Origin of the sequence: Oceanobacillus luteolus, assembly GCF_023715655.1 — a bacterium.
Classification (GTDB): domain Bacteria; phylum Bacillota; class Bacilli; order Bacillales; family Amphibacillaceae; genus Oceanobacillus; species Oceanobacillus luteolus.
Window position 1 is genome coordinate 100,580 of sequence record NZ_JAMBON010000008.1, and the last position, 19,301, is coordinate 119,880.

The following is a 19,301-nucleotide window of genomic DNA, read 5'->3' on the forward strand; positions in this document are numbered from 1 at the left end:
ATGCAATGGGGACATATTAAAACGTTATTTATCCTTAGCTTCCTGATCTTAAATATATACTTAATCTCTGCTTTTATTGATCGCCAGCAAGATGTAGGTTACCTTGATAACCAAGAATTGCCGATCGAGGACCAGCTTGCTTCTGAAAATATAACCTATGAAAACATCGATGAAAATGTGAGTCAACTACCATATATCTCGGTCATTCAACATGAATTGTCTGAAGATGAATTGGAAGAACTCGAAAATGTTGAGGGTCAGACAACGGAAGTTTTTAATAATAATCTGGTCGTATCTGAACTTGAAACAGCAGTTCAAATATCACCGGATATGACTCCGGAAGCACTTGAAGCTGCAGTTCAACCTCTCGTCCTTTACGGTGAAGATTATTCTTTTTGGGAATGGAATGAAGAATTGAATGTATTGGTCTTCTTCCAAGAAAAAGAAGGCCGTACGATTTACTATAATGAAAATGGATTATTGCTCGTATTCTTAAATAAAGATAATGAGATGACGCATTATGCCCAAACCATTTTAGGTGAGTCGGAGGTACAAGGTGATCTCGTCCAACTCAATCAACCTCCTCAAGTTATCGGCCAACTTTTTAATGCCAACTACTTCAATCGTGGTGATGAAGTGACCGATGCTAAGGTCGGCTATTACTCCCGCATAGCAGCGGATGGTGTTCAAGTGTTTGCCCCGACATGGAAAATAGAGGTTAATGAAGAGCGAAATCATTTTGTCAATGCGATTGAAGGAATCATTTACGACAATGATCCAGAAGAGATGTTGTTGAATTTTATTAGTGAGCACTTGTTGTTGCGGATAAACGCATTAGAGGAAGATAACGGGCTTAGAGAAACATTGTTGCCAATTTTGGAGAGAAGACTAGAGTTAGAAAATCGGAGTGAAACGGAATGAGTTTACGTTTTAGTGTACTCGCATCAGGGAGTACAGGAAATGCTTTTTATATAGAGTCGAATAAAGAAAAAATATTGGTGGATGCAGGGCTCAGTGGAAAGCAGATTGATCTTCTATTTGAAAAGGCCAATCTGGACCCACGACAGCTTTCTCGTATTTTAGTGACCCATGAGCATAGTGATCATATTAAAGGATTGGGTATCATTGCGAGAAAGTATAATTTGCCTATTTACGCGAACGAAAAGACATGGAAAGCGATGGAGAAATCATTAGGTAAACTTACCACGGACCAGAAATTTATTTTCAACTTGGAAGAAGTGAAAACGTTTGGCGATATGGATGTACAGTCTTTTGGAGTCTCCCATGATGCAGCTGAGCCCCAGTTTTACACTTTTTACAGCGGTGGAAAAAAAGTTGCCCTCGTCACGGATTTAGGTTATGTGTCCGAGCGGATTAAGAAAACTGTCGAAGATGCGGATGCGTATATTTTTGAGGCTAATCATGATGTTAATATGCTACGGATGGGAAGGTATCCGTGGAGCGTGAAACAGCGGATATTAGGTGATTCCGGCCACGTGTCCAATGAAGATTCTGGCCTTGCCCTTGCTGATGTCATCAACAATAATACGAAGCGTGTCTATCTCGCGCACTTGAGTCTTGATAATAATATGAAAGATCTCGCCCGTATGTCGGTTTCTCGTATCCTGGAAGAACGCGGAATCAACTTGGAAATTTGTGACACCGATCCGAAAGAACCTACACCGCTTTATGAAGTCGTATAGAAAAGAGTAGTATATTTTTTTCAAATTACAGGGTGGACGACGGAGTGTCCAAGCTCCGTCTCTAACCTGGAAATAACCCATCCCCCTCATTTAACACCTCACATAGAATTGCTATCGAGTTCACCTCTGTTCTGCTTTTCCATTTTTAGTTTATGTTGCTTTTATTTTTGGTAATACTATTTAATAAGAGCAGAAATCTAGGAGGCAATGTCATGGGCTATTACAGACGAAGAACACACAGAAGGTTTTATTGGCTTACCCCCCTGCTTTTAGGTGTGATTATTGGTATTTTAATTGTCTCCCTTGTCATCCCTGAACTGATGAAGGCAGGACTTATCCCTCAGGCGACTAGTGAAACCCCAAGGCAACAGCAAGAAACGAGCCAACTTCAAGACAGAAATATAACGAATACTTCTGTCAGTGTAGATGTTTCCACACAAGTTACCGAGGTGGTAGAGACAGTTACCCCGACCGTTGTTGGAGTAACAAATATTCAACGGCAAAACGACTATTGGCGTGAGCAGGGTTCTATTGAAGCTGGAACTGGTTCAGGAGTGATCTATAAAATTACAGATGGAACGGCCTATATCGTTACAAACCACCATGTTATTGAAGGCGCTGATCAAGTGGAAGTCGTTCTTTACGATGATACCCATGTCGAAGCAGAAGTAATCGGCAGTGATTTATTTTCCGATTTAGCTGTACTTCGTATGTCTGATGATTCCGTTGATCAGGCAATAGAGATTGGAATATCTCAAAATGTAAAAGTAGGTGAGCCGGCAATAGCTATCGGAAATCCTCTTGGTCTTATGTTTTCCAGTTCAGTTACACAAGGTGTCATCAGTGGTACAGAACGGACCATTCCCCAGGATTTTGATATGGATGGCAGACCTGACTGGCAAGCAGAAGTCATTCAGACCGATGCTGCCATAAATCCCGGAAATAGTGGCGGAGCACTTATCAACATTTATGGTCAACTGATAGGCATCAATTCCATGAAGATTAATGAAGCTGCAGTAGAAGGTCTTGGTTTTGCGATTCCAATCGATTATGCGATTCCGATCATGGAGGAGCTAGAAACAAAAGGAAATGTAGAGCGACCATTCCTAGGAGTGGAAGTATATTCTCTGGATGAAATTCCACATAGGGAATGGGAAAAAACATTATCTTTACCGAATGACGTAACAGGTGGTGTTTACATTTGGAGTGTGCAGCCAATGTCCCCTGCAGATCAAAGTGGATTACAGCGCTTGGATGTCATCATTGAATTGGATGGCGAACCGATTGGCAATATTATAGACTTAAGAAAAGTTCTATTTCATGAAAAGGAAATTGGCGATCAGCTAGAGATAACGTACTATCGTAATGGTGAAATCCAACAAACGGAAGTAACCCTTACCGCTCAAGAATAGGGTATAACATGCCATCTCCCGCTTTACTGGAAGATGGCATATTACATTATCCACAAAAAATTAAAGTTATTCACATTCCGTGGATAAATAATTTATTAAAATCAATATATAGTATTGTGAATTAGTTGGAGCACAAAATAAATACGAACATTTGTGCATATGTGGATAACTTTGGGGATAATCACAGAGTTTCCACTATATTTTTCCGCTTATCCACGATTTATCCACTATAATCTCCTTTAAATCGTGAATAACTTCTAATTTATCCTCTACATTCTATAACAAGTCGTTGAAGCGACTTTCACTTATACACAGTTCGGAATTTATATCTTGAAACTCCCATCAACTAAGCCTATACTTTTTACGGAGACAAAAAAATAGGAAAAGGAAGTGCATTACGTTGATTCGTCGCTTTTTTTCATATTATAAGCCACATAAACGGCTATTTATTGTGGACTTTACTGCCGCAATCATTGTGGCTATTTTAGAACTTGCTTTTCCATTGGCCGTACAATGGTTTATTGATGATTTACTTATGGGGGATGACTGGGGAATTATTCTTACAGTAGGTATCCTGCTTTTAACGGTGTATATTATCAGCACCCTCCTTCAGTATGTAGTTACTTATTTCGGCCATAAGCTTGGTGTAAATATAGAGACAGACATGCGTAATGAATTGTTCCACCACGTACAGAAGCAGTCTTTCCGCTTTTTCGATAATACGAAAACAGGACATATGATGAGCAGAATCACTACAGATTTATTTGACCTTGGTGAACTCGCCCACCATGGTCCAGAGGATTTCTTCATTGCAATCATGACTTTCTTTGGTGCCTTCTTCATTATGTTCATGATCAATCCACTGTTGGCATTGGTAGTATTAATCGCAATTCCTGTACTCATTTTCCTGATTTCTTACGGAAATATGCGTATGAATCGTTCGTGGAAGAGAATGTACGAAGATATTGCAGACGTGAATGCGAGGGTGGAGGATGCCGTATCGGGAGTACGTGTTGTCCAAGCTTTTACGAATGAGAAGTTTGAAATGGAGCGTTTCATTGAGAATAATAAAAAGTTCCGCCTGGCGAAATTGGGTGCATACAAAGTAATGGCTACGGTACATTCCAATATTTATTTACTCATGCGCTTAATGACTTTATTCGTACTCGTGTTCGGTGCTTGGCTTACCTTCCATAATCGTTTGTCATATGGTGAACTAGTGAGTTTTATCCTCTTAATGAACGTGCTCACAAGTCCAATCAATAAGATTACTGCCCTGCTTGAAATGTATCCAAAAGGAATGGCCGGATTCAAACGATTTACGGAGATGCTGGATGTCGATCCGGATGTGAAGGATAGGCCAGATGCGATACATGTGAACACCCTCGAAGGGAATATTGAATTTAAAAATGTCACCTTTGGTTATGAAGAAAATAAAGCTCCAGTTTTAAATAATATTAGTTTTAACATTCACTCTGGAGAAACGGTGGCCTTTGTTGGACCTTCTGGTGCTGGGAAGACAACGATTTCTTCATTGATTCCAAGATTTTATGATGTGAATGACGGTAGTATCTTTATTGACGGGCTTGATATCCGTGATATGACGAAAGAATCGTTAAGAAAAAATATCGGTGTCGTCCAGCAAGACGTCTTCCTTTTCACTGGAACGTTAAAAGAAAATATTGCTTATGGAAAATTGGATGCAACAGATGAGGAGATATATGAAGCTGCTCGACGTGCTCATATGGAAGAGTTCATCAACGAACTCCCAGATGGATATGAGACACAAATCGGAGAACGAGGATTGAAGCTGTCTGGTGGACAGAAACAGCGGATTGCAATTGCCCGGATGTTCTTAAAGAATCCTCCTATTCTCATTCTGGACGAGGCTACATCAGCGCTTGATACGGAAACAGAGCGGATTATACAAGAATCCCTTGACGAGTTGGCGAAGAACCGTACGACTCTTGTGATTGCCCATCGCCTTGCAACTATAAAAAATGCAGATCGTATTATGGTTGTGACAAAGAAAGGTATCGAGGAGCAAGGTACCCATCAAGAATTAATTGCCCAAAATGGGATTTTCGCAAGGCTTCATAATATCCAAATGAGTTAATAAAAAGGATATCCATCTTCATTGAAGTTGGATATCCTTTTATTATTCTATAAGCATAAATATTCCTGTGGAACACAACCTATAAAAAAGGAGTTGATTGCCATGTGGAAGTTTATTCTCATTGCTTCTCTAAGTCTTTTTCCAATCCTATCTTATATTACGCCGCAAATAAGTACTGAAATCTTTCAAGATAATGTACCACCCTACGCAAAGTGGGGCCAAGTAGCTATGCAAGTGACAAAGGAAAAATACCCTGATGCCGAGATCATCGATTACTTGCATATAGGAGCAGTTGATAATAACGGTACCACAACAGAAAGGTTCAAGCTTTGGTTACGTGGCGATACTCGAGAATTCGGTGTTTTTATAGATATTCATTTTAAGACAGAGACTGAGGAAGTCATCGAAATCAATTTTCAGGAAACAGATCGATAGTTGTTGGTTATTACCTGTTCCCAATGGCCTGAGATCCTTAAGTATCAGCATTTTTGGTGGTGGAAAGAATGTTTTTTATCTCCACTCGGATCGTAATAACCCATATACGGCATGGTCGACAAAATGGTCATATAACCACTCGGCTTGACGAACAACCCCCTCATGTTTAAAATTCAAGCGCTCAGGGATTGCACGGCTTTTGGAATTTTCGACCGCTGCCCTAATTTCAATCCGATTCAATTCCAACTCGTAAAACGCGTATTCAATAAGGCCACTAACAGATCTCGTCATAATGCCACGACCGACAAAATCCGTTGCCAGCCAGTAACCAACTTGTGCATTCAAGTTTTGCCAATCTATGCTATTAAAACCTGCCATGCCACAAAGCTTTCCCCTGTAGAAAATCCCGCAATTCAATGCTTTTTTAGCTTCATATGAATTTAATGTCAATCGAATAAACGTCAATGAATCCCGTTTCGATTTTGTTCCATCTACCCAAGGTAACCATTCCCTCAATTCCTTCCTCGATTTATCTGTAAGCCGGAACAGTTCCTCGGCATGGGATTCCTGTATTTGAATCAATGTAATTTCTTCATCAATATCCAATCTGAACAACTCTCATCCCCCCCTACTTTATTTATATATTCTTCATCATACAAAGTTACAGCTTAAAAAGATAGCCCAAATTGCGGGTAGTCAGGATAAAAAAACACATTTTATTTTATTTTCATGCAATGCTAGTTTATTATGGAAGTAATAAGCATTTTTAGCTAAAGGAAGGAATCTGAAATCGTGGACAATGATAATATTACGCGGTTGGAAATAAATGGAAAAGAAATCATCCTGATTGGAACGGCACACGTTTCGAAGCAAAGTGCCGAACAGGTAAAGGAAGTCATAGAACAAGAAAGACCTGACTCGGTGTGTATTGAACTGGATGAACAGCGTTATCAGTCAATCACGGACGGAAATAAGTGGCAAGAAATGGACATTTTTAAAGTTATCAAGCAAAAGAAGGCCTCTTTGTTACTGATGAATCTTGCCATATCTTCTTTCCAAAAACGAATGGCGAAACAATTTGGCATCAATGCTGGCCAAGAGATGATTCAAGGGATTGAGTCTGCAAAAGATGTAGGAGCGGAATTGGTTCTTGCTGACCGGAATATCCAGATAACGTTTGCAAGAATCTGGGGAAATATCGGTCTAAAGGGGAAAGCGATGCTCCTTACTCAAGTTGTTTATGGCATATTCAGTAAGGAAACGATCACAGAGGAAGAATTAGAGAAGATGAAGCAAAAAGATATGATTAATGCGATGCTTCAAGAAATAACAGAGAGCTTCCCAAGATTGAAAAAGCCACTCATTGATGAACGAGATCAATATTTGGCACAAAAAATCAAAGATGCACCAGGAGAAAAAATAGTTGCCATACTAGGAGCGGCTCATGTACCTGGAATCACGAGAGAAATACATAAAGAACAGAATTTAGAAGCACTGACGAAAAGACCACCGAAGTCAAAAGCACCGAAGGTCATCGGCTGGGCTATTCCAATTGTAATCATCGCCCTCATTGCCATGACATTTTTTCAAAATCCAGACGCGGGTGTTCAGCAAATTTGGAGCTGGCTATTATGGAATGGCTCGCTTGCTGGAATCGGGACAATTATAGCTCTCGGACATCCACTCGCCGTACTCACTGCAGTTGTCGCAGCACCGTTTACATCATTGAATCCATTTCTTGCAGCAGGCTGGTTTGCTGGGTTCGTACAAGCTTATATGAAAAAGCCAGTAGTACGGGATTTTGAAAACCTTGCTGATGATGTCACTAGTGTAAAAGGTTTTTGGGATAATAAAGTGACCCGAGTGCTGCTCGTTATGGTTCTTGCCAATCTCGGCAGTTCTCTTGGTACGTTTATAGCCGGTGCTGATGTCGTTCGACTATTTATTCAAAACTTGTTCTAAAACTCAAAGAAAGCACCTTCCCTGAGGGAACCGTGTTTTCTTTTCTTTACCTACTGAAACCATGTATTCCATGAAGGAGGAACCGTTTGTGATCATTGCGATCATTGTAATCCTATTCTGTCTATCCATCTTTTTCTCCGCAAGTGAGACTGCGCTTACATCCCTGAATCAAGTGAAGCTGCAAACACAAGCAAAATCTGATGATAAACAAGCAAAGAAACTTCTCAAATTAACTGAGAATCCGAGTGAACTATATACAGTTGCCGTAATCGGCAATAATATCGTTGACCTGAGCCTTGTTGCTCTTATTGTTTATTATACTTTGGATACCAGTTTTGACACGATCCTTGCAGTAGCATTGACAATTACTGCCATCATCATTTTTGCAGAAATCATACCTAAGGCGGTTGCCCGGTCAATGCCGATGGAGATTGCCTCTATTGTGTCACCTCTTATTCAAGGGATGATTAAAATTTTAAAACCAATCATTTGGTTACTAAATAAGCTCGTCACCTTTATAACGAGTATATTCAATAAAGATGGAGAAGAGGAGCTGTCTGTGTCAAAGGATGAGCTACGTACCCTCGTTGAGCTTGCTGGAATTGAGGGGACGTTTCAGGCAGATGAATCACATCGAATTAAAGGTGTGCTTGATTTTTATAATTTAAATGTCCGTGATGTTATGAAAACGCCACGTGTGGATATCGTTGCTTTACCAATTGATTCCACTTATGAAGAGGTTAGAGATTTTGCGATTGATAACCGATTTACCCGTTATCCGATTTATGATGAGGATATTGATCATATCGTTGGGATCATGCATACAAAATATCTCCTCTCCTGGTCGGTAAATCCGGAGAAAAAGTTAGAAGAATTCATGGATGACGATCCACTCGTCGTTTATGAATTCCAGCCAATTGAAGAAATATTCCACAAAATGACGAAGGAACGAAGGCACTTGGCTATCGTTCTTGATGAATATGGTGGTACAGAGGGGATCATCAGTCATGAGGATATTATTGAAGGTATGATTGGTCTGGAGATCCACGATGAAATGGACGAGGAAACGGAAGTCCTCATCGAAAAATTGACCCCGACTCAAGTGATTTGTGACGGAAAGGTCACCCTCCATCGTTTAAACACGATTTTTCAAACGGAAATACCCGAAGATGAAGATGTGTTGGCTGCTTATCTATTGAGTGAGTTTAAAGACTTTCCAAAAGCCGGTGACGTGTTAGAGAGGGATAATTTAACATTTAAAATTTTATCTGTGGAAGATCGATATATTCGGAGAGTACAGATAGTAAAATAAGAAACTGATGAATTTAAAACCCGAACAAGCTAAATGGCCTGTTCGGGTCTTTTATTTTATTCACGATTGATGGAGAACGAAATGGTATGGAGCCACTTAACTTTAATAATGTTTATTCTGGGTGACTGTAGCTAGTTGATTAAGCAGCTTATCGAGCTCTTGGGAGATTTGTATTAATTCATCATTATCTACTTTATTTTCATATGCTTGATACATCATCGCTCGCATCTTTTCAATTTCGCCCCTCAACCCTTCTTTACAGGTCTTAATACAATCACCACTCCTTCACAATGATACATTTATATATTATCCTAATTTTCTTCATTTTAAACTAAAATGACAATTTTTAGGTGCAATATACACCTTAATATTATCCTTTTTTCCTTAAAAGCTAGTTAATAGTAAAAGATTTCTATTTATTTATTTGCCGGAATGTTTTATAATGACCATATCAATGTTCGTGATTTTGTTGTTTTTAAGTATAAATAATAGTTATAAGTTGTATTTTATAACTGATTTACGAACATAATTATTGTGTTAAGGAAAAACATACGTAATTATACGAGTCGCAAGTCTATTAGAAACTTGGAGGGTGTAAAATGAATAATAAGTGGATTCGTGCGGTACTTCCAGCATTGCTCATTCATTGCAGTATTGGTACAGTTTATTGTTGGTCATTATTTAAAGCGGATATTGCCAATTATATTGGGAGTTCTCTTGGTGAAGTGGAATGGGCGTTCAGCTTGGCTATATTTGTTCTAGGAATGTCTGCAGCGTTTGGTGGAAGACTGGTAGAAAAAGATATCCATAAGTCCTCTTTACTTGCTATGATTTTTTTTGTCGTTGGTATGGCAGGGACAGGATTTTTCATTTATCAGAAGTCATTGCTCGGTATTTATGTTTCCTACGGGATCGTAATGGGGATTGGCTTAGGGATCGGCTATTTGACACCGGTGAAAACATTAATGTTATGGTTTAAAGAACAAAAAGGACTAGCGACTGGCCTGGCGGTTGCAGGCTTTGGTTTAGCAAAAGTAATTGCAAGTCCCTTGATGGAAAGTCTGATGGGTGCAAGGGATAATACTGGTATGTTGGTTGACCCGACCAGTATATATACGATGTTTTATATTTTAGCAGCTATCTATTTTGTCATGATGTTTATTGGACATCTAACATTGAAGAAACCGTTCGGATCAGAAGAAGAAAATATGGAAGGCCAACATTTCAGTTATATAAAAGTGTTGAAAAACAAAACTTTCATCGGTATCTGGCTCATGTTTTATATTAATATCACATGTGGCCTTGCCTTAATTTCACAAGAAAAGGGCATGCTCGCATTTATCGGTTTTAGAGCAATTGGTTTGGTCAGCTCTTTGACTGCCATATTCAATGCAGGTGGAAGAGTAGCATTCTCTTCATTAGGAGATCGATTAAGCGATCGAAATTCAATATATAAAATCATCTTCTTTTCATCCATCGCTGCAATCTTGGCGACAATCGTGTTCGATGGCATGAATAATGCATACGCAATTTTAATCATTGCACTGCTCTGTATTGTTAATGCAGGATATGGTGGAGGATTTTCATCACTGCCCCCTCTCTTATCCGATCGTTTTGGATTAGACAGTATTTCCACCGTTCATGGATTGACACTTTCTGCATGGGCGTTTGCAGGGTTATCTGGCAACCAGCTGAGTACATTCATTCTCGAGCAGACCGGGTCTTATGACATTATGCTGTATGTCATTCTTGCTATGTTTGCTGTTGCTGCTTTAATTAGTATATTTGTTGTTAAGCCTGGCATCGTTAATTTAGAGAATGAGGTAAGTAATGGAAAAAAAGAAGTAATAGCAAGCTGACTCAAAGAAGGATGTCTCATAGAGACATCCTTTTCTATTATAGTCGTGATTTATTTATCTTATCAGATTATTTTACCAATATATTCTACTTTTAAATCTAGATAATTCGACCGATAAATATATAGACTAGTTCTTTAGTTGAGTATATGAATTGGCTATATTTCTGAAGGAATATGAAAAGTGCGATAGATAGAGTGGGAAAACTGAGTTAGGGGGACCATCTTGATTTTCTATAAAGAAGGATGTGATTAGATTCACGATGTTCGGTTGATATATAAAGCACCTTTCATCAAAATAGCAACGATGATACACCTTAAGGCTAGTAAATTAGTAATTTATCTTATCGGTTAAAGGAGAAAAGAGTGAAAATGAGTTTTTTGAACTTCAAAAGCATTAAGCATAAAATAATATTTGCATTTTCGATTGTGATTTTATTAGTATTGATCACTAATATTTATAATTACATTACAGTCAACCAAAACAATAATACAGTGGAGGAGATTGTGGAAGAGGATCTTCAACGGTTAATTGCCTATAAAGGGTTGGAAACAACGATGGCCAACCGGATTTCCACTGCACGTGGTTATGCCTTAAGTGGGGAAAGTGATTTTAAGGATCGTTTTGACGCATACACACAACAGGGAATAGAATTTGAAACTCTAGCTAGAAGTGTCGGAGTGAGCGAGGAATTTGAAGATGTGTTGAAACGGACCGTAGAATGGCGGACTGCTATTAGTGAGGATGTATTTGCTGTCTACGATCGTGGCGATGTCGACCGAGCGATGGATAATCTGAATGAATTAACTCCGGTTGTTCGAGAAATCATGGATGGTTATGAGGAATTAGCGCAGGGTGCTACAGATGAAATCAATCAAAGTGGTGAACAAATTGTTTCAGATGGAGCGCGTTCTCTATTAATCATTAGTATCGTATCAGTGGTCATCGTCGTATTGAGTATTGGGGCAGCACTCTTTACAGCACAAATTATTTCTAAGCCAATCAAAATGGTGATGGAACGAATGAAAAGTATCGCAAGTGGTGATTTAAGCCAAGAAGACCTGACAATCAATTCGAAAGATGAAGTTGGTCAGTTAGTTGGAGCGACCAACCAAATGACTGCTAAAATTCGTGAAATACTTTCGGATATTAATGTTGTTTCTGAAACAGTTACAAGTCATAGTGAAGAGTTGACTCAATCAGCTAATGAAGTAAAAGCTGGTTCTGAACAGATAGCAACGACTATGCAAGAATTGGCTTCAGGTTCAGAAACACAGGCAGAAAGTGCAGGAGATCTAGCTTCCATTATGGGTACATTTGCAGAAAATGTACAAGAAGTAAATGAAAACAGTGAACGTGTACAAGAGTATACAAAAGATGTAATTGGCTTGACTACTAAGGGTAGTGAGTTGATGACATCTTCAACAAAACAAATGGCGAAAATTGACCAAATCGTTCAAGAAGCGGTTACAAAGGTGGAAGGATTGGACCAACAAACACAACAAATCTCACAACTTGTCGCTGTTATTGAAGGGATTGCAGATCAAACGAATTTACTTGCATTAAATGCTGCAATTGAAGCGGCTCGAGCGGGTGAGCAAGGAAAAGGATTTGCAGTAGTAGCGGATGAAGTAAGGAAGCTTGCAGAGCAAGTGGCAGTTTCGGTTAAGGACATTACAGGAATCGTAGGAACGATCCAGAATGAATCTAGTGTTGTTGCTGAATCATTGAAGGATGGTTATAAAGAAGTAGAAGCAGGAACAAGCCAAATCATCACTACTGGAGAAACATTTGATGAAATTAGCCAATCGATATCAAATATGGTGCATACGATTGATCAAGTATCCGATCATATAGCTGATATCGCATCGAAAAGTCAGGAGATGAATGGCAACGTTGAAGAAATAGCTTCTATCTCCGAAGAGGCGGCAGCTGGAGTGGAAGAGACCTCTGCTGCTACAGAACAAACGAGCAGTTCCATGGAAGAAGTTGCAGCAAGCTCCGAGCAATTAGCAAGACTTGCTGAAGAACTAAACGGTTTAGTAAGACGATTTAAACTTTAAAATGAAAATAATAGAGAGCTGGTTAAGACATTTTAGATGTTTTCTTAATCAGCTTTTTTTGTTTGAAAGCAAAGACTACAGCTTTCTCTTCTTCAATCCGTAAATGAATTTAATACATGTTTTCTTTACAACTCAGTTGCCATGTGTTATATTGACAAATATTTTGATTGATTTAATGGAGGTGACAAAATGGAACATGGAACAGCTTCCATTGTCTCTTTAATGATTGTAACGGGTGTTGCTTTTTTCATTCCAATCATGCTTCAACGATTGAAATTAAAAGCAATACCGATTGTCGTAGCAGAAATAATAGCCGGGATTATTATTGGGAAAAGTGGATTGGACCTTGTAGACGTAGATAATGCATGGCTTACGCTATTATCCAGTTTAGGCTTGATTTACTTGATGTTTTTAAGTGGTTTAGAAATTGATTTCTCATCTTTTAAGTTGAAAAAAGAAAAGAAACCAGGGAAAACGAAACAAATCAATCCTTTTCTCATATCCATAGTTATTTTTCTGTTTATGCTCATTTTGGCTTACGGTTTTTCTATGATACTAGTATATTTCGGAATGATCGATGATCCATTTTTCATGACGATTATTCTTTCAACCATATCTTTAGGCGTTGTTGTACCGGTATTGAAGGAGAGAAAAGTGATTAATACCGAACTGGGACAAACGGTATTGCTTATCGCAGTTATTTCCGACTTTGTCACGATGATATTATTTGCTTATTATTTGGCATTGAAAAATGGCGATACGACGATTGTATGGTGGATAGTTCTACTTTTGGCACTAGTATTTTTACTGTATTATGTATTGAATTATTACAAGAAGAAAAGCGATATGCAATTATTGGAGACGTTGAAAAGAGGAACAGCACAGATTGGTACACGGGGAATTTTTGCACTCATTCTTCTCTTCGTAGCCTTATCGGAAACAATGGGAGTGGAAAATATCCTTGGTGCGTTTTTAGCAGGTGTGGTTGTTTCCTTACTTAGCCCAGGCAGAGACTTTGTCCATCAGCTGGACAGTTTTGGGTATGGATTTTTAATACCGATTTTCTTTGTAATGGTAGGAGTAGGTTTTGACTTTGCATCTTTATTTGAAAATCCTGGAATTCTTGCGCTGATACCGATTGTTTTAATCTTCCTCTTTTTAACAAGAAGTTTACCGACCGTGTTGATGAAACGGTGGTTCTCTTGGAATGAAGTAGTAGGTTCGGGGATGTTGCTTACATCGACCTTGAGTCTTGCGATTGTTGCTGCTACCGTGTCCTTGCAAATGGGGATAATTTCGGAGGGTATGAATAGCGCAATCGTACTTGTATCGATCTTGACGTGTTTCATTTCACCGATTTTATATGCTAGAATCTCCCCTAAAGTGGAAGAAAAGAAGCATAGTTTAGCTATTATTGGTGCCAACCGTGCAGCGCTTCGTGCGAGCATCAACTTTCAAAAGAGTAATTATCAAGTGACGATCTTTTCAGGGAAACAAGCAAAGATTGAATCTGAAAATGATAATGAATTCCCGATTGTTGAATTAGAGGAATTATCACTGGAGAGACTGATTGAAAGGCAAATTTTTGAAACCTTTGATCGAGTAATCGTTACAACTAGTGATGATAACTTCAACATCGAATTAGCTAATTATTCAAGGGAAATTGGATATGAAAATATGATTGTTCGTATTGAAGATCCTAAATTGAATAAAAAGTATAGCGACATGGGAATTACAGTATACTCTGATGTCTATGCTAGTGAAATGATTCTAAAAGCGATGGTCCACAGCCCAAGTCTTGTACGATTCTTAACAGATGAGGATGAGGCAATCAGGGAGTTTGTTCTAGAGGATGTCAGATATGATAACCTACCACTGCGCAAGCTGCCATTCTTAGGCGATACACTTATTTTATCAATTTATCGAGGCGACCGAGCCATTACGCCAAATGGTGATACGATTCTACAGACAGGGGACCGTTTGATTATAAGCGGTAGTGAAGAGTCAATGGCAAAGGTAGCGAATAATATTTGAAGGATCAAGGAGTGCCATAGGGGGGCTGAATTACAGCTATCCCTGTGGTGTTTTTTATTTAGTATGGAGAAACCTATAAAATGGTAGTTCCATGTGGTACACTGTCTAAAAATAGACTCTTAAAGGAAGATTCGATGAAGATCACGATTATATCTGTAGGTAAATTAAAAGAAAAATATCTCAAACAAGGAATCCAAGAATATTTAAAACGCCTTTCTAGTTATGCAAATGTCAATATTGTGGAAGTCGCAGATGAAAAGGCGCCAGAAACATTAAGTGATGCGGAAATGGAAACGGTGAAGCGAAAAGAAGGGGAACGGATCGTCAGTAACATTCAACCGGATACATTTGTATTTACGCTTGAAATTGAAGGAAAGATGCTTACCTCAGAGCAGTTTGCAGCGAAACTGGACGAACTTGCAACATATGGGAAAAGCAAAATTGCATTTGTTATTGGGGGCTCATTAGGAATTAGTGATGAAGTGAAGCAGTGCAGTGATTACGCATTATCGTTTTCCAAAATGACATTTCCTCATCAGGTGATGCGCTTGGTGTTGTTGGAGCAGGTGTATCGGGGGTTTAGGATTAATAGGAATGAACCGTATCACAAATAGTGGTAAAGCAGAGGGTAGAAGTTCTTATTACAAAGGATTTTCTAAACAAGATTTAAGTCAATCTGTACTTCCTCTTTTCAATTTCTTTATTACCTATATGTTTAGAATTATAATATATCTTAAAGAGAGGGGGAGTCATAATGAGAAATGCCAACCAAGTAACTTGTGAGAAAAGGACTTATTCTAAAGAATTTAATTCTCACCAACATAAGTTTGGTCAATTTCTTTTCCCATTACAAGGATCCTTAGATATACAAACAAATTTGCAAGAGATAAACCTGAGACCGGATTATTGTCTGTACCTTCCTCCAATGCTTGATCCTAAATATTGTTCAGTAGACAGAAACGAATTTTTAATATTAGATATACCAATTCATTATTTGCCAGAGGATACAAGCACCATGTATATAGGGCTGGATAAACAATGGTCTTCTATTCGTTATTTGTTATTGGAAGAGGCGAGGAGTCAGAGAAATTCTTCTTCCTTAGTAAATTTGACTAAATATGTGACCAACAAACTACATATCTCTAGACTTCCTTCTATTGAATATATTCACAAACATTTTAAGGAGCCCATTAGTTTAGAAACTTTAGCGAAAATAGAACATTATCACCCAGCGTATTATTCATCATGGTTTAAACAAAAAATGGGAAAAAGCCCAAGTGTGTATATAACTGAACTTCGATTGAGAGAGGCTAAGCATCTGTTAGTTTCAACAGCATGGTCTATGACAAAGATTAGTGAGGAATTAGGTTTTGAAAATTCTTCATCGTTTACAAGGTGGTTTGTAAGATGTGAAGGAATGCCTCCGAAGAAATATAAAATTCTTAATAAAGGATAAAGCGGATATTAAACTTGGTAAAGAAACTTTTTATGGATTTGTTTATCATAAGTTTAACTATTCTTTTTATCTTTTTTATTGAGGTGAGCAACATGAAGGGTAAATTGTCTCCTTTTTTAATATTGCTAGCAGCAATTCTTTGGGGGACCACAGGTACTACGCAGGCACTTGCTCCTGAAGCAGCACACCCGATTGCCATTGGCGCTACTCGCTTAGCAGTAGGGGGTCTATTCTTATTACTTATTGCACTTATAACAGGAAAATTGAAATTAATAGATTGGCCAGTCAAAACTATAATAGGGGCTTCTTTATGTATGGCATTATATCAACCGTTATTTTTCTCAGCAGTTTCGATTACGGGAGTGGCTATTGGAACAGTGGTAGCAATTGGGAGTGCCCCTATTTTATCTGGTTTCTTGGAATGGATGTTTTTCAAAAATCGTCCTTCTAAAGTTTGGTGGTATTCTACAATTTTATCCATCTTAGGTTGTCTAATGCTATTTATGAATAAAGAATCATTGTATGTAGATCCTATTGGAATAATAATGGCTTTAGGGGCAGGTTTATCGTTTGCCAGTTATGCTCTTATAAGCAGAGATATGGTTGGAAAATACTCAACTTTATCAGTGGTTGCAGTAGTTTTCACCCTAAGCGCAATCTGTCTATCACCATTTTTATTTATTTTTGATATGTCTTGGATAATGAGTTTTCGAGGTGTCGGTATAAGCATTCAACTTGGAATAATGGCGACCGGGGTAGCATATTTCCTTTTTGCCAAAGGACTTGCCCATGTTTCTTCATCTACTGCAGTTACACTTGCGTTGGCAGAACCAATGACAGCAGCGTTATTAGGGGTTTTCATGTTAGGAGAAAACCTAAACACAATTTCGTGGCTTGGGATTTTCCTTTTAATGCTTGGTATCGGAACATTAATACGGTCTTCCAAAAGTTCTAGTAGCAAAAATAAACGTAGGGTGGCTTAGCAGTGAGTAAACTTGTAAAAAGGTGGTTAAATCATTATGGTAAAAATCGAAGATTTTCTAATACTAGATATTCGTGTTGGCACAATCATAAATGCAACATCTTTTCCTGAAGCGAGAAAACCTGCAATAAAATTAGAAATCGATTTTGGAGAAGAGATTGGCATAAAATATTCGTCTGCACAAATCACACGTAGGTATAATCCTGAAAAACTTTGTGGACGTCAAGTAGTAGGAGTAATTAATTTTCCTCCAATGAGAATTGCAGGGTTTAAATCTGAAGTATTGGTAATTGGTGCGGTTCCAGAAGATGGGGATGTTATTCTTTTGAAACCTGACGAACTCGTTAGGAATGGAACAAGAATATCATAATACATTTTTGGTGAATGTATTTTTGAGATTGGTTTAAGGGGTAATATTACCGGTAATTTCCAGAGAACCGTATCACAAATAGTGGTAAAACAAAGAGTGGAAGTTGTTATTAAAAAGGAATGGTTAGGTAAATTAGGTTCTTAAGTTGTTTAATTAGAGACCTTACTTATAGGTATAATTATTATAAAGTAAACCAAAGCAGGGGTTACAGAGTTATTCCCCTGCTTTTTATACACGTATTAGTTGCTTTCTCTCAATCTTTTTTTTGTCCCTTTTGCCTTATTTTATTTACAGCCCAACTTATTATGGAATTTGAATTCCTATTTTGAATCATTACTATCTTGCTTTTAATTATTTCTATTACTTCTCTATATATGGTGTCAATATCCTTGAATTTTTCTCTACCTTCAATATGTGCAATTTTTTCATCCATTTGCTGAATGGAAACTTGCTCTTTAAGGCAATTATCTATTCTTTTAATGATATCTTCTATAGAGGATTTAATCTCATCTTCATTAATAGGTAAATCATAAAGTACATTGTTTAATTTGGTTATGATTTTATCATAAGATTTTTCACTACCTCTAATATATTTCCGCTTATTCTCGCGTGTTTCCTCCGCAATACTTTTTATTCTTGATAGAATGTCAGTATATGTATATTGCATTGTTGTATTTTTAAAATACTTCATCGTCTTAGAGGCGAAAATCCATGAAATAATAGCCCCACCTAAAGAGACTATACTTGAAATGCTCCCTAAAGTGTTTAAGTCCAATAGTTAATTACCATCCTTTTCGCTGATAATATGCTTATACTTCGGGAAGTTACCATATAGTGCAGGGAAAACTTCATCCCATCTTCCATCTTCCCAAAGTGCTTTTGCTATATACTCGGCTAAGTGGTAATCACCTTCGTTACCAGTAATCTCATAAATTCTAGATTCATATTCGCTATTACTAACTTTTTTATTATGATTTATCTGGTCTCTAATTTCGTCCATTAGATTCATGATTTCGTTATATTGTCTTTTTGTGATATCGTATTCAAATAGAATCCTGTTGATGTTTGAATCATGAAACATTAGGTCTAACTTAAATTCCAAATGTTCAACTTTTTCTTCTAATAATCTTACTCTTTCATCGCTCATAAATATCATCCTCATATTAGTAGTTTAGTTTAAAGAAAGGTTAATTAATTCCACATGTGTACATGCAACTTAAATTTTGCGAACTACTAATTAATCTGTCTATGAATCTATTGACTCTATCAAAAAAGATTTAGTATAAATGAAACGCAGGTAAAATAGTAATTTCGGCCAAACGGGCTTGGGAAAATCATCTCTAATTAATGCATTAAGTTAAAATGTAGCAAAATTCACTCAATTATTGTCATCCATATTACTTCCCTCCTGATATATTCAAAATAATTCAAGATTTATATATATTAAATCACTAGCGTTGCATTAATTAAGATTAAATATTAACAAGACCCCGAATTTTCGCTAATTTACTTTAATGCAAATAAAAAGTCCTTTATAATGGATTTATTCAGGTGGTAACCCATCCAAATCCAAAAATAAAGGACAAATCTCATGGATAAG

The 19,301-nt window shown here is 37.7% G+C and carries 18 protein-coding genes; 14 read left to right on the forward strand and 4 right to left on the reverse strand.

All coding sequences use genetic code 11. The annotated features are described in order from the left end of the window. The 5 genes from M3210_RS07685 (at position 1) to M3210_RS07705 (ending at position 5,666) form a co-directional block, all read left to right on the forward strand. The gene (locus M3210_RS07685; protein WP_251512935.1) at positions 1-921 is read left to right on the forward strand and encodes a two-component system regulatory protein YycI; all 921 of its coding nucleotides are present in this window, start codon (positions 1-3) and stop codon (positions 919-921) included. Then, the gene (locus M3210_RS07690; RefSeq protein ID WP_251512938.1) at positions 918-1,703 is read left to right on the forward strand and encodes an MBL fold metallo-hydrolase; all 786 of its coding nucleotides are present in this window, start codon (positions 918-920) and stop codon (positions 1,701-1,703) included. Before M3210_RS07685 ends, M3210_RS07690 begins: the two co-directional genes overlap by 4 nt. Before the next feature lie 212 nt (positions 1,704-1,915). Beyond that, positions 1,916-3,115, forward strand: a complete 1,200-nt coding sequence (locus tag M3210_RS07695; RefSeq protein ID WP_251512940.1) for a S1C family serine protease — start codon at positions 1,916-1,918, stop codon at positions 3,113-3,115. 400 nt (positions 3,116-3,515) lie between these two features. After that, positions 3,516-5,231 (forward strand): ABC transporter ATP-binding protein, encoded by a 1,716-nt coding sequence (locus tag M3210_RS07700; protein WP_251512942.1) that lies wholly within the window; start codon positions 3,516-3,518, stop codon positions 5,229-5,231. 102 nt (positions 5,232-5,333) lie between these two features. Further along, complete coding sequence (locus M3210_RS07705) at positions 5,334-5,666, forward strand: DUF3889 domain-containing protein (protein WP_251512945.1); 333 nt, start codon at positions 5,334-5,336, stop codon at positions 5,664-5,666. Between the two features lie 75 nt (positions 5,667-5,741). Here the strand turns inward: M3210_RS07705 and M3210_RS07710 are convergent, their stop codons facing one another. After that, positions 5,742-6,281, reverse strand: a complete 540-nt coding sequence (locus tag M3210_RS07710) for a GNAT family N-acetyltransferase (protein ID WP_251512947.1) — start codon at positions 6,279-6,281, stop codon at positions 5,742-5,744. A 177-nt stretch (positions 6,282-6,458) separates the two neighbouring features. Between M3210_RS07710 and M3210_RS07715 the strand changes: the two genes are divergently transcribed. Together M3210_RS07715 and M3210_RS07720 are read left to right on the forward strand one after the other, a co-directional pair. Then, positions 6,459-7,628 (forward strand): TraB/GumN family protein, encoded by a 1,170-nt coding sequence (locus M3210_RS07715; protein WP_251512949.1) that lies wholly within the window; start codon positions 6,459-6,461, stop codon positions 7,626-7,628. 88 nt (positions 7,629-7,716) lie between these two features. Beyond that, positions 7,717-8,940 carry a hemolysin family protein gene (locus M3210_RS07720; RefSeq protein ID WP_251512950.1) on the forward strand — a complete coding sequence of 408 codons (1,224 nt, stop codon included), beginning with the start codon at positions 7,717-7,719 and terminating at the stop codon, positions 8,938-8,940. A 102-nt stretch (positions 8,941-9,042) separates the two neighbouring features. On the opposite strand, the gene M3210_RS07725 is transcribed toward M3210_RS07720, so the two are convergent. Further along, positions 9,043-9,189, reverse strand: a complete 147-nt coding sequence (locus M3210_RS07725) for an aspartyl-phosphate phosphatase Spo0E family protein (RefSeq protein WP_285853621.1) — start codon at positions 9,187-9,189, stop codon at positions 9,043-9,045. Between the two features lie 350 nt (positions 9,190-9,539). On the opposite strand from M3210_RS07725, the gene M3210_RS07730 reads away from it, so the two are divergent. From M3210_RS07730 to csaA, 7 genes are all read left to right on the forward strand, one after another. Next, complete coding sequence (locus M3210_RS07730) at positions 9,540-10,799, forward strand: OFA family MFS transporter (RefSeq protein ID WP_251512952.1); 1,260 nt, start codon at positions 9,540-9,542, stop codon at positions 10,797-10,799. A gap of 368 nt (positions 10,800-11,167) precedes the next feature. Continuing rightward, positions 11,168-12,859: a methyl-accepting chemotaxis protein gene (locus M3210_RS07735; RefSeq protein ID WP_251512953.1), complete on the forward strand. Its 1,692-nt coding sequence runs from the start codon at positions 11,168-11,170 to the stop codon at positions 12,857-12,859. A 189-nt stretch (positions 12,860-13,048) separates the two neighbouring features. After that, positions 13,049-14,893 carry a monovalent cation:proton antiporter family protein gene (locus tag M3210_RS07740; RefSeq protein WP_251512954.1) on the forward strand — a complete coding sequence of 615 codons (1,845 nt, stop codon included), beginning with the start codon at positions 13,049-13,051 and terminating at the stop codon, positions 14,891-14,893. 134 nt (positions 14,894-15,027) lie between these two features. Continuing rightward, positions 15,028-15,507, forward strand: coding sequence for a 23S rRNA (pseudouridine(1915)-N(3))-methyltransferase RlmH (gene rlmH / locus M3210_RS07745; RefSeq protein ID WP_251512955.1), 480 nt, complete (start codon positions 15,028-15,030; stop codon positions 15,505-15,507). Between the two features lie 140 nt (positions 15,508-15,647). Then, positions 15,648-16,349 carry a helix-turn-helix transcriptional regulator gene (locus M3210_RS07750; RefSeq protein ID WP_251512956.1) on the forward strand — a complete coding sequence of 234 codons (702 nt, stop codon included), beginning with the start codon at positions 15,648-15,650 and terminating at the stop codon, positions 16,347-16,349. 92 nt (positions 16,350-16,441) lie between these two features. Further along, positions 16,442-17,332 carry an EamA family transporter gene (locus M3210_RS07755; RefSeq protein ID WP_251512966.1) on the forward strand — a complete coding sequence of 297 codons (891 nt, stop codon included), beginning with the start codon at positions 16,442-16,444 and terminating at the stop codon, positions 17,330-17,332. A gap of 36 nt (positions 17,333-17,368) precedes the next feature. Next, entirely contained in the window at positions 17,369-17,701 is a 333-nt protein-coding gene (gene csaA / locus M3210_RS07760; protein WP_251512958.1) for a chaperone CsaA, read from the forward strand. 253 nt (positions 17,702-17,954) lie between these two features. On the opposite strand, the gene M3210_RS07765 is transcribed toward csaA, so the two are convergent. Further along, a complete protein-coding gene (locus M3210_RS07765) occupies positions 17,955-18,476 on the reverse strand; it encodes a hypothetical protein (protein ID WP_251512959.1) in 522 nt (173 codons plus the stop codon). 3 nt (positions 18,477-18,479) lie between these two features. Next, complete coding sequence (locus M3210_RS07770; protein WP_171510271.1) at positions 18,480-18,848, reverse strand: DUF1878 domain-containing protein; 369 nt, start codon at positions 18,846-18,848, stop codon at positions 18,480-18,482. Positions 18,849-19,301: the final 453 nt, after the last annotated feature.

Coding starts and splice junctions, on each gene's coding strand:
- M3210_RS07685 (WP_251512935.1), top strand. CDS start 1: ATGCAATGGGGACATATTAAAACGTTATTTATCCTTAGCTTCCTGATC.
- M3210_RS07690 (WP_251512938.1), top strand. CDS start 918: ATGAGTTTACGTTTTAGTGTACTCGCATCAGGGAGTACAGGAAATGCT.
- M3210_RS07695 (WP_251512940.1), top strand. CDS start 1,916: ATGGGCTATTACAGACGAAGAACACACAGAAGGTTTTATTGGCTTACC.
- M3210_RS07705 (WP_251512945.1), top strand. CDS start 5,334: ATGTGGAAGTTTATTCTCATTGCTTCTCTAAGTCTTTTTCCAATCCTA.
- M3210_RS07730 (WP_251512952.1), top strand. CDS start 9,540: ATGAATAATAAGTGGATTCGTGCGGTACTTCCAGCATTGCTCATTCAT.
- M3210_RS07735 (WP_251512953.1), top strand. CDS start 11,168: ATGAGTTTTTTGAACTTCAAAAGCATTAAGCATAAAATAATATTTGCA.
- M3210_RS07740 (WP_251512954.1), top strand. CDS start 13,049: ATGGAACATGGAACAGCTTCCATTGTCTCTTTAATGATTGTAACGGGT.
- rlmH (WP_251512955.1), top strand. CDS start 15,028: ATGAAGATCACGATTATATCTGTAGGTAAATTAAAAGAAAAATATCTC.
- M3210_RS07750 (WP_251512956.1), top strand. CDS start 15,648: ATGAGAAATGCCAACCAAGTAACTTGTGAGAAAAGGACTTATTCTAAA.
- M3210_RS07755 (WP_251512966.1), top strand. CDS start 16,442: ATGAAGGGTAAATTGTCTCCTTTTTTAATATTGCTAGCAGCAATTCTT.
- csaA (WP_251512958.1), top strand. CDS start 17,369: ATGGTAAAAATCGAAGATTTTCTAATACTAGATATTCGTGTTGGCACA.
- M3210_RS07770 (WP_171510271.1), bottom strand. CDS start 18,848: ATGAGCGATGAAAGAGTAAGATTATTAGAAGAAAAAGTTGAACATTTG.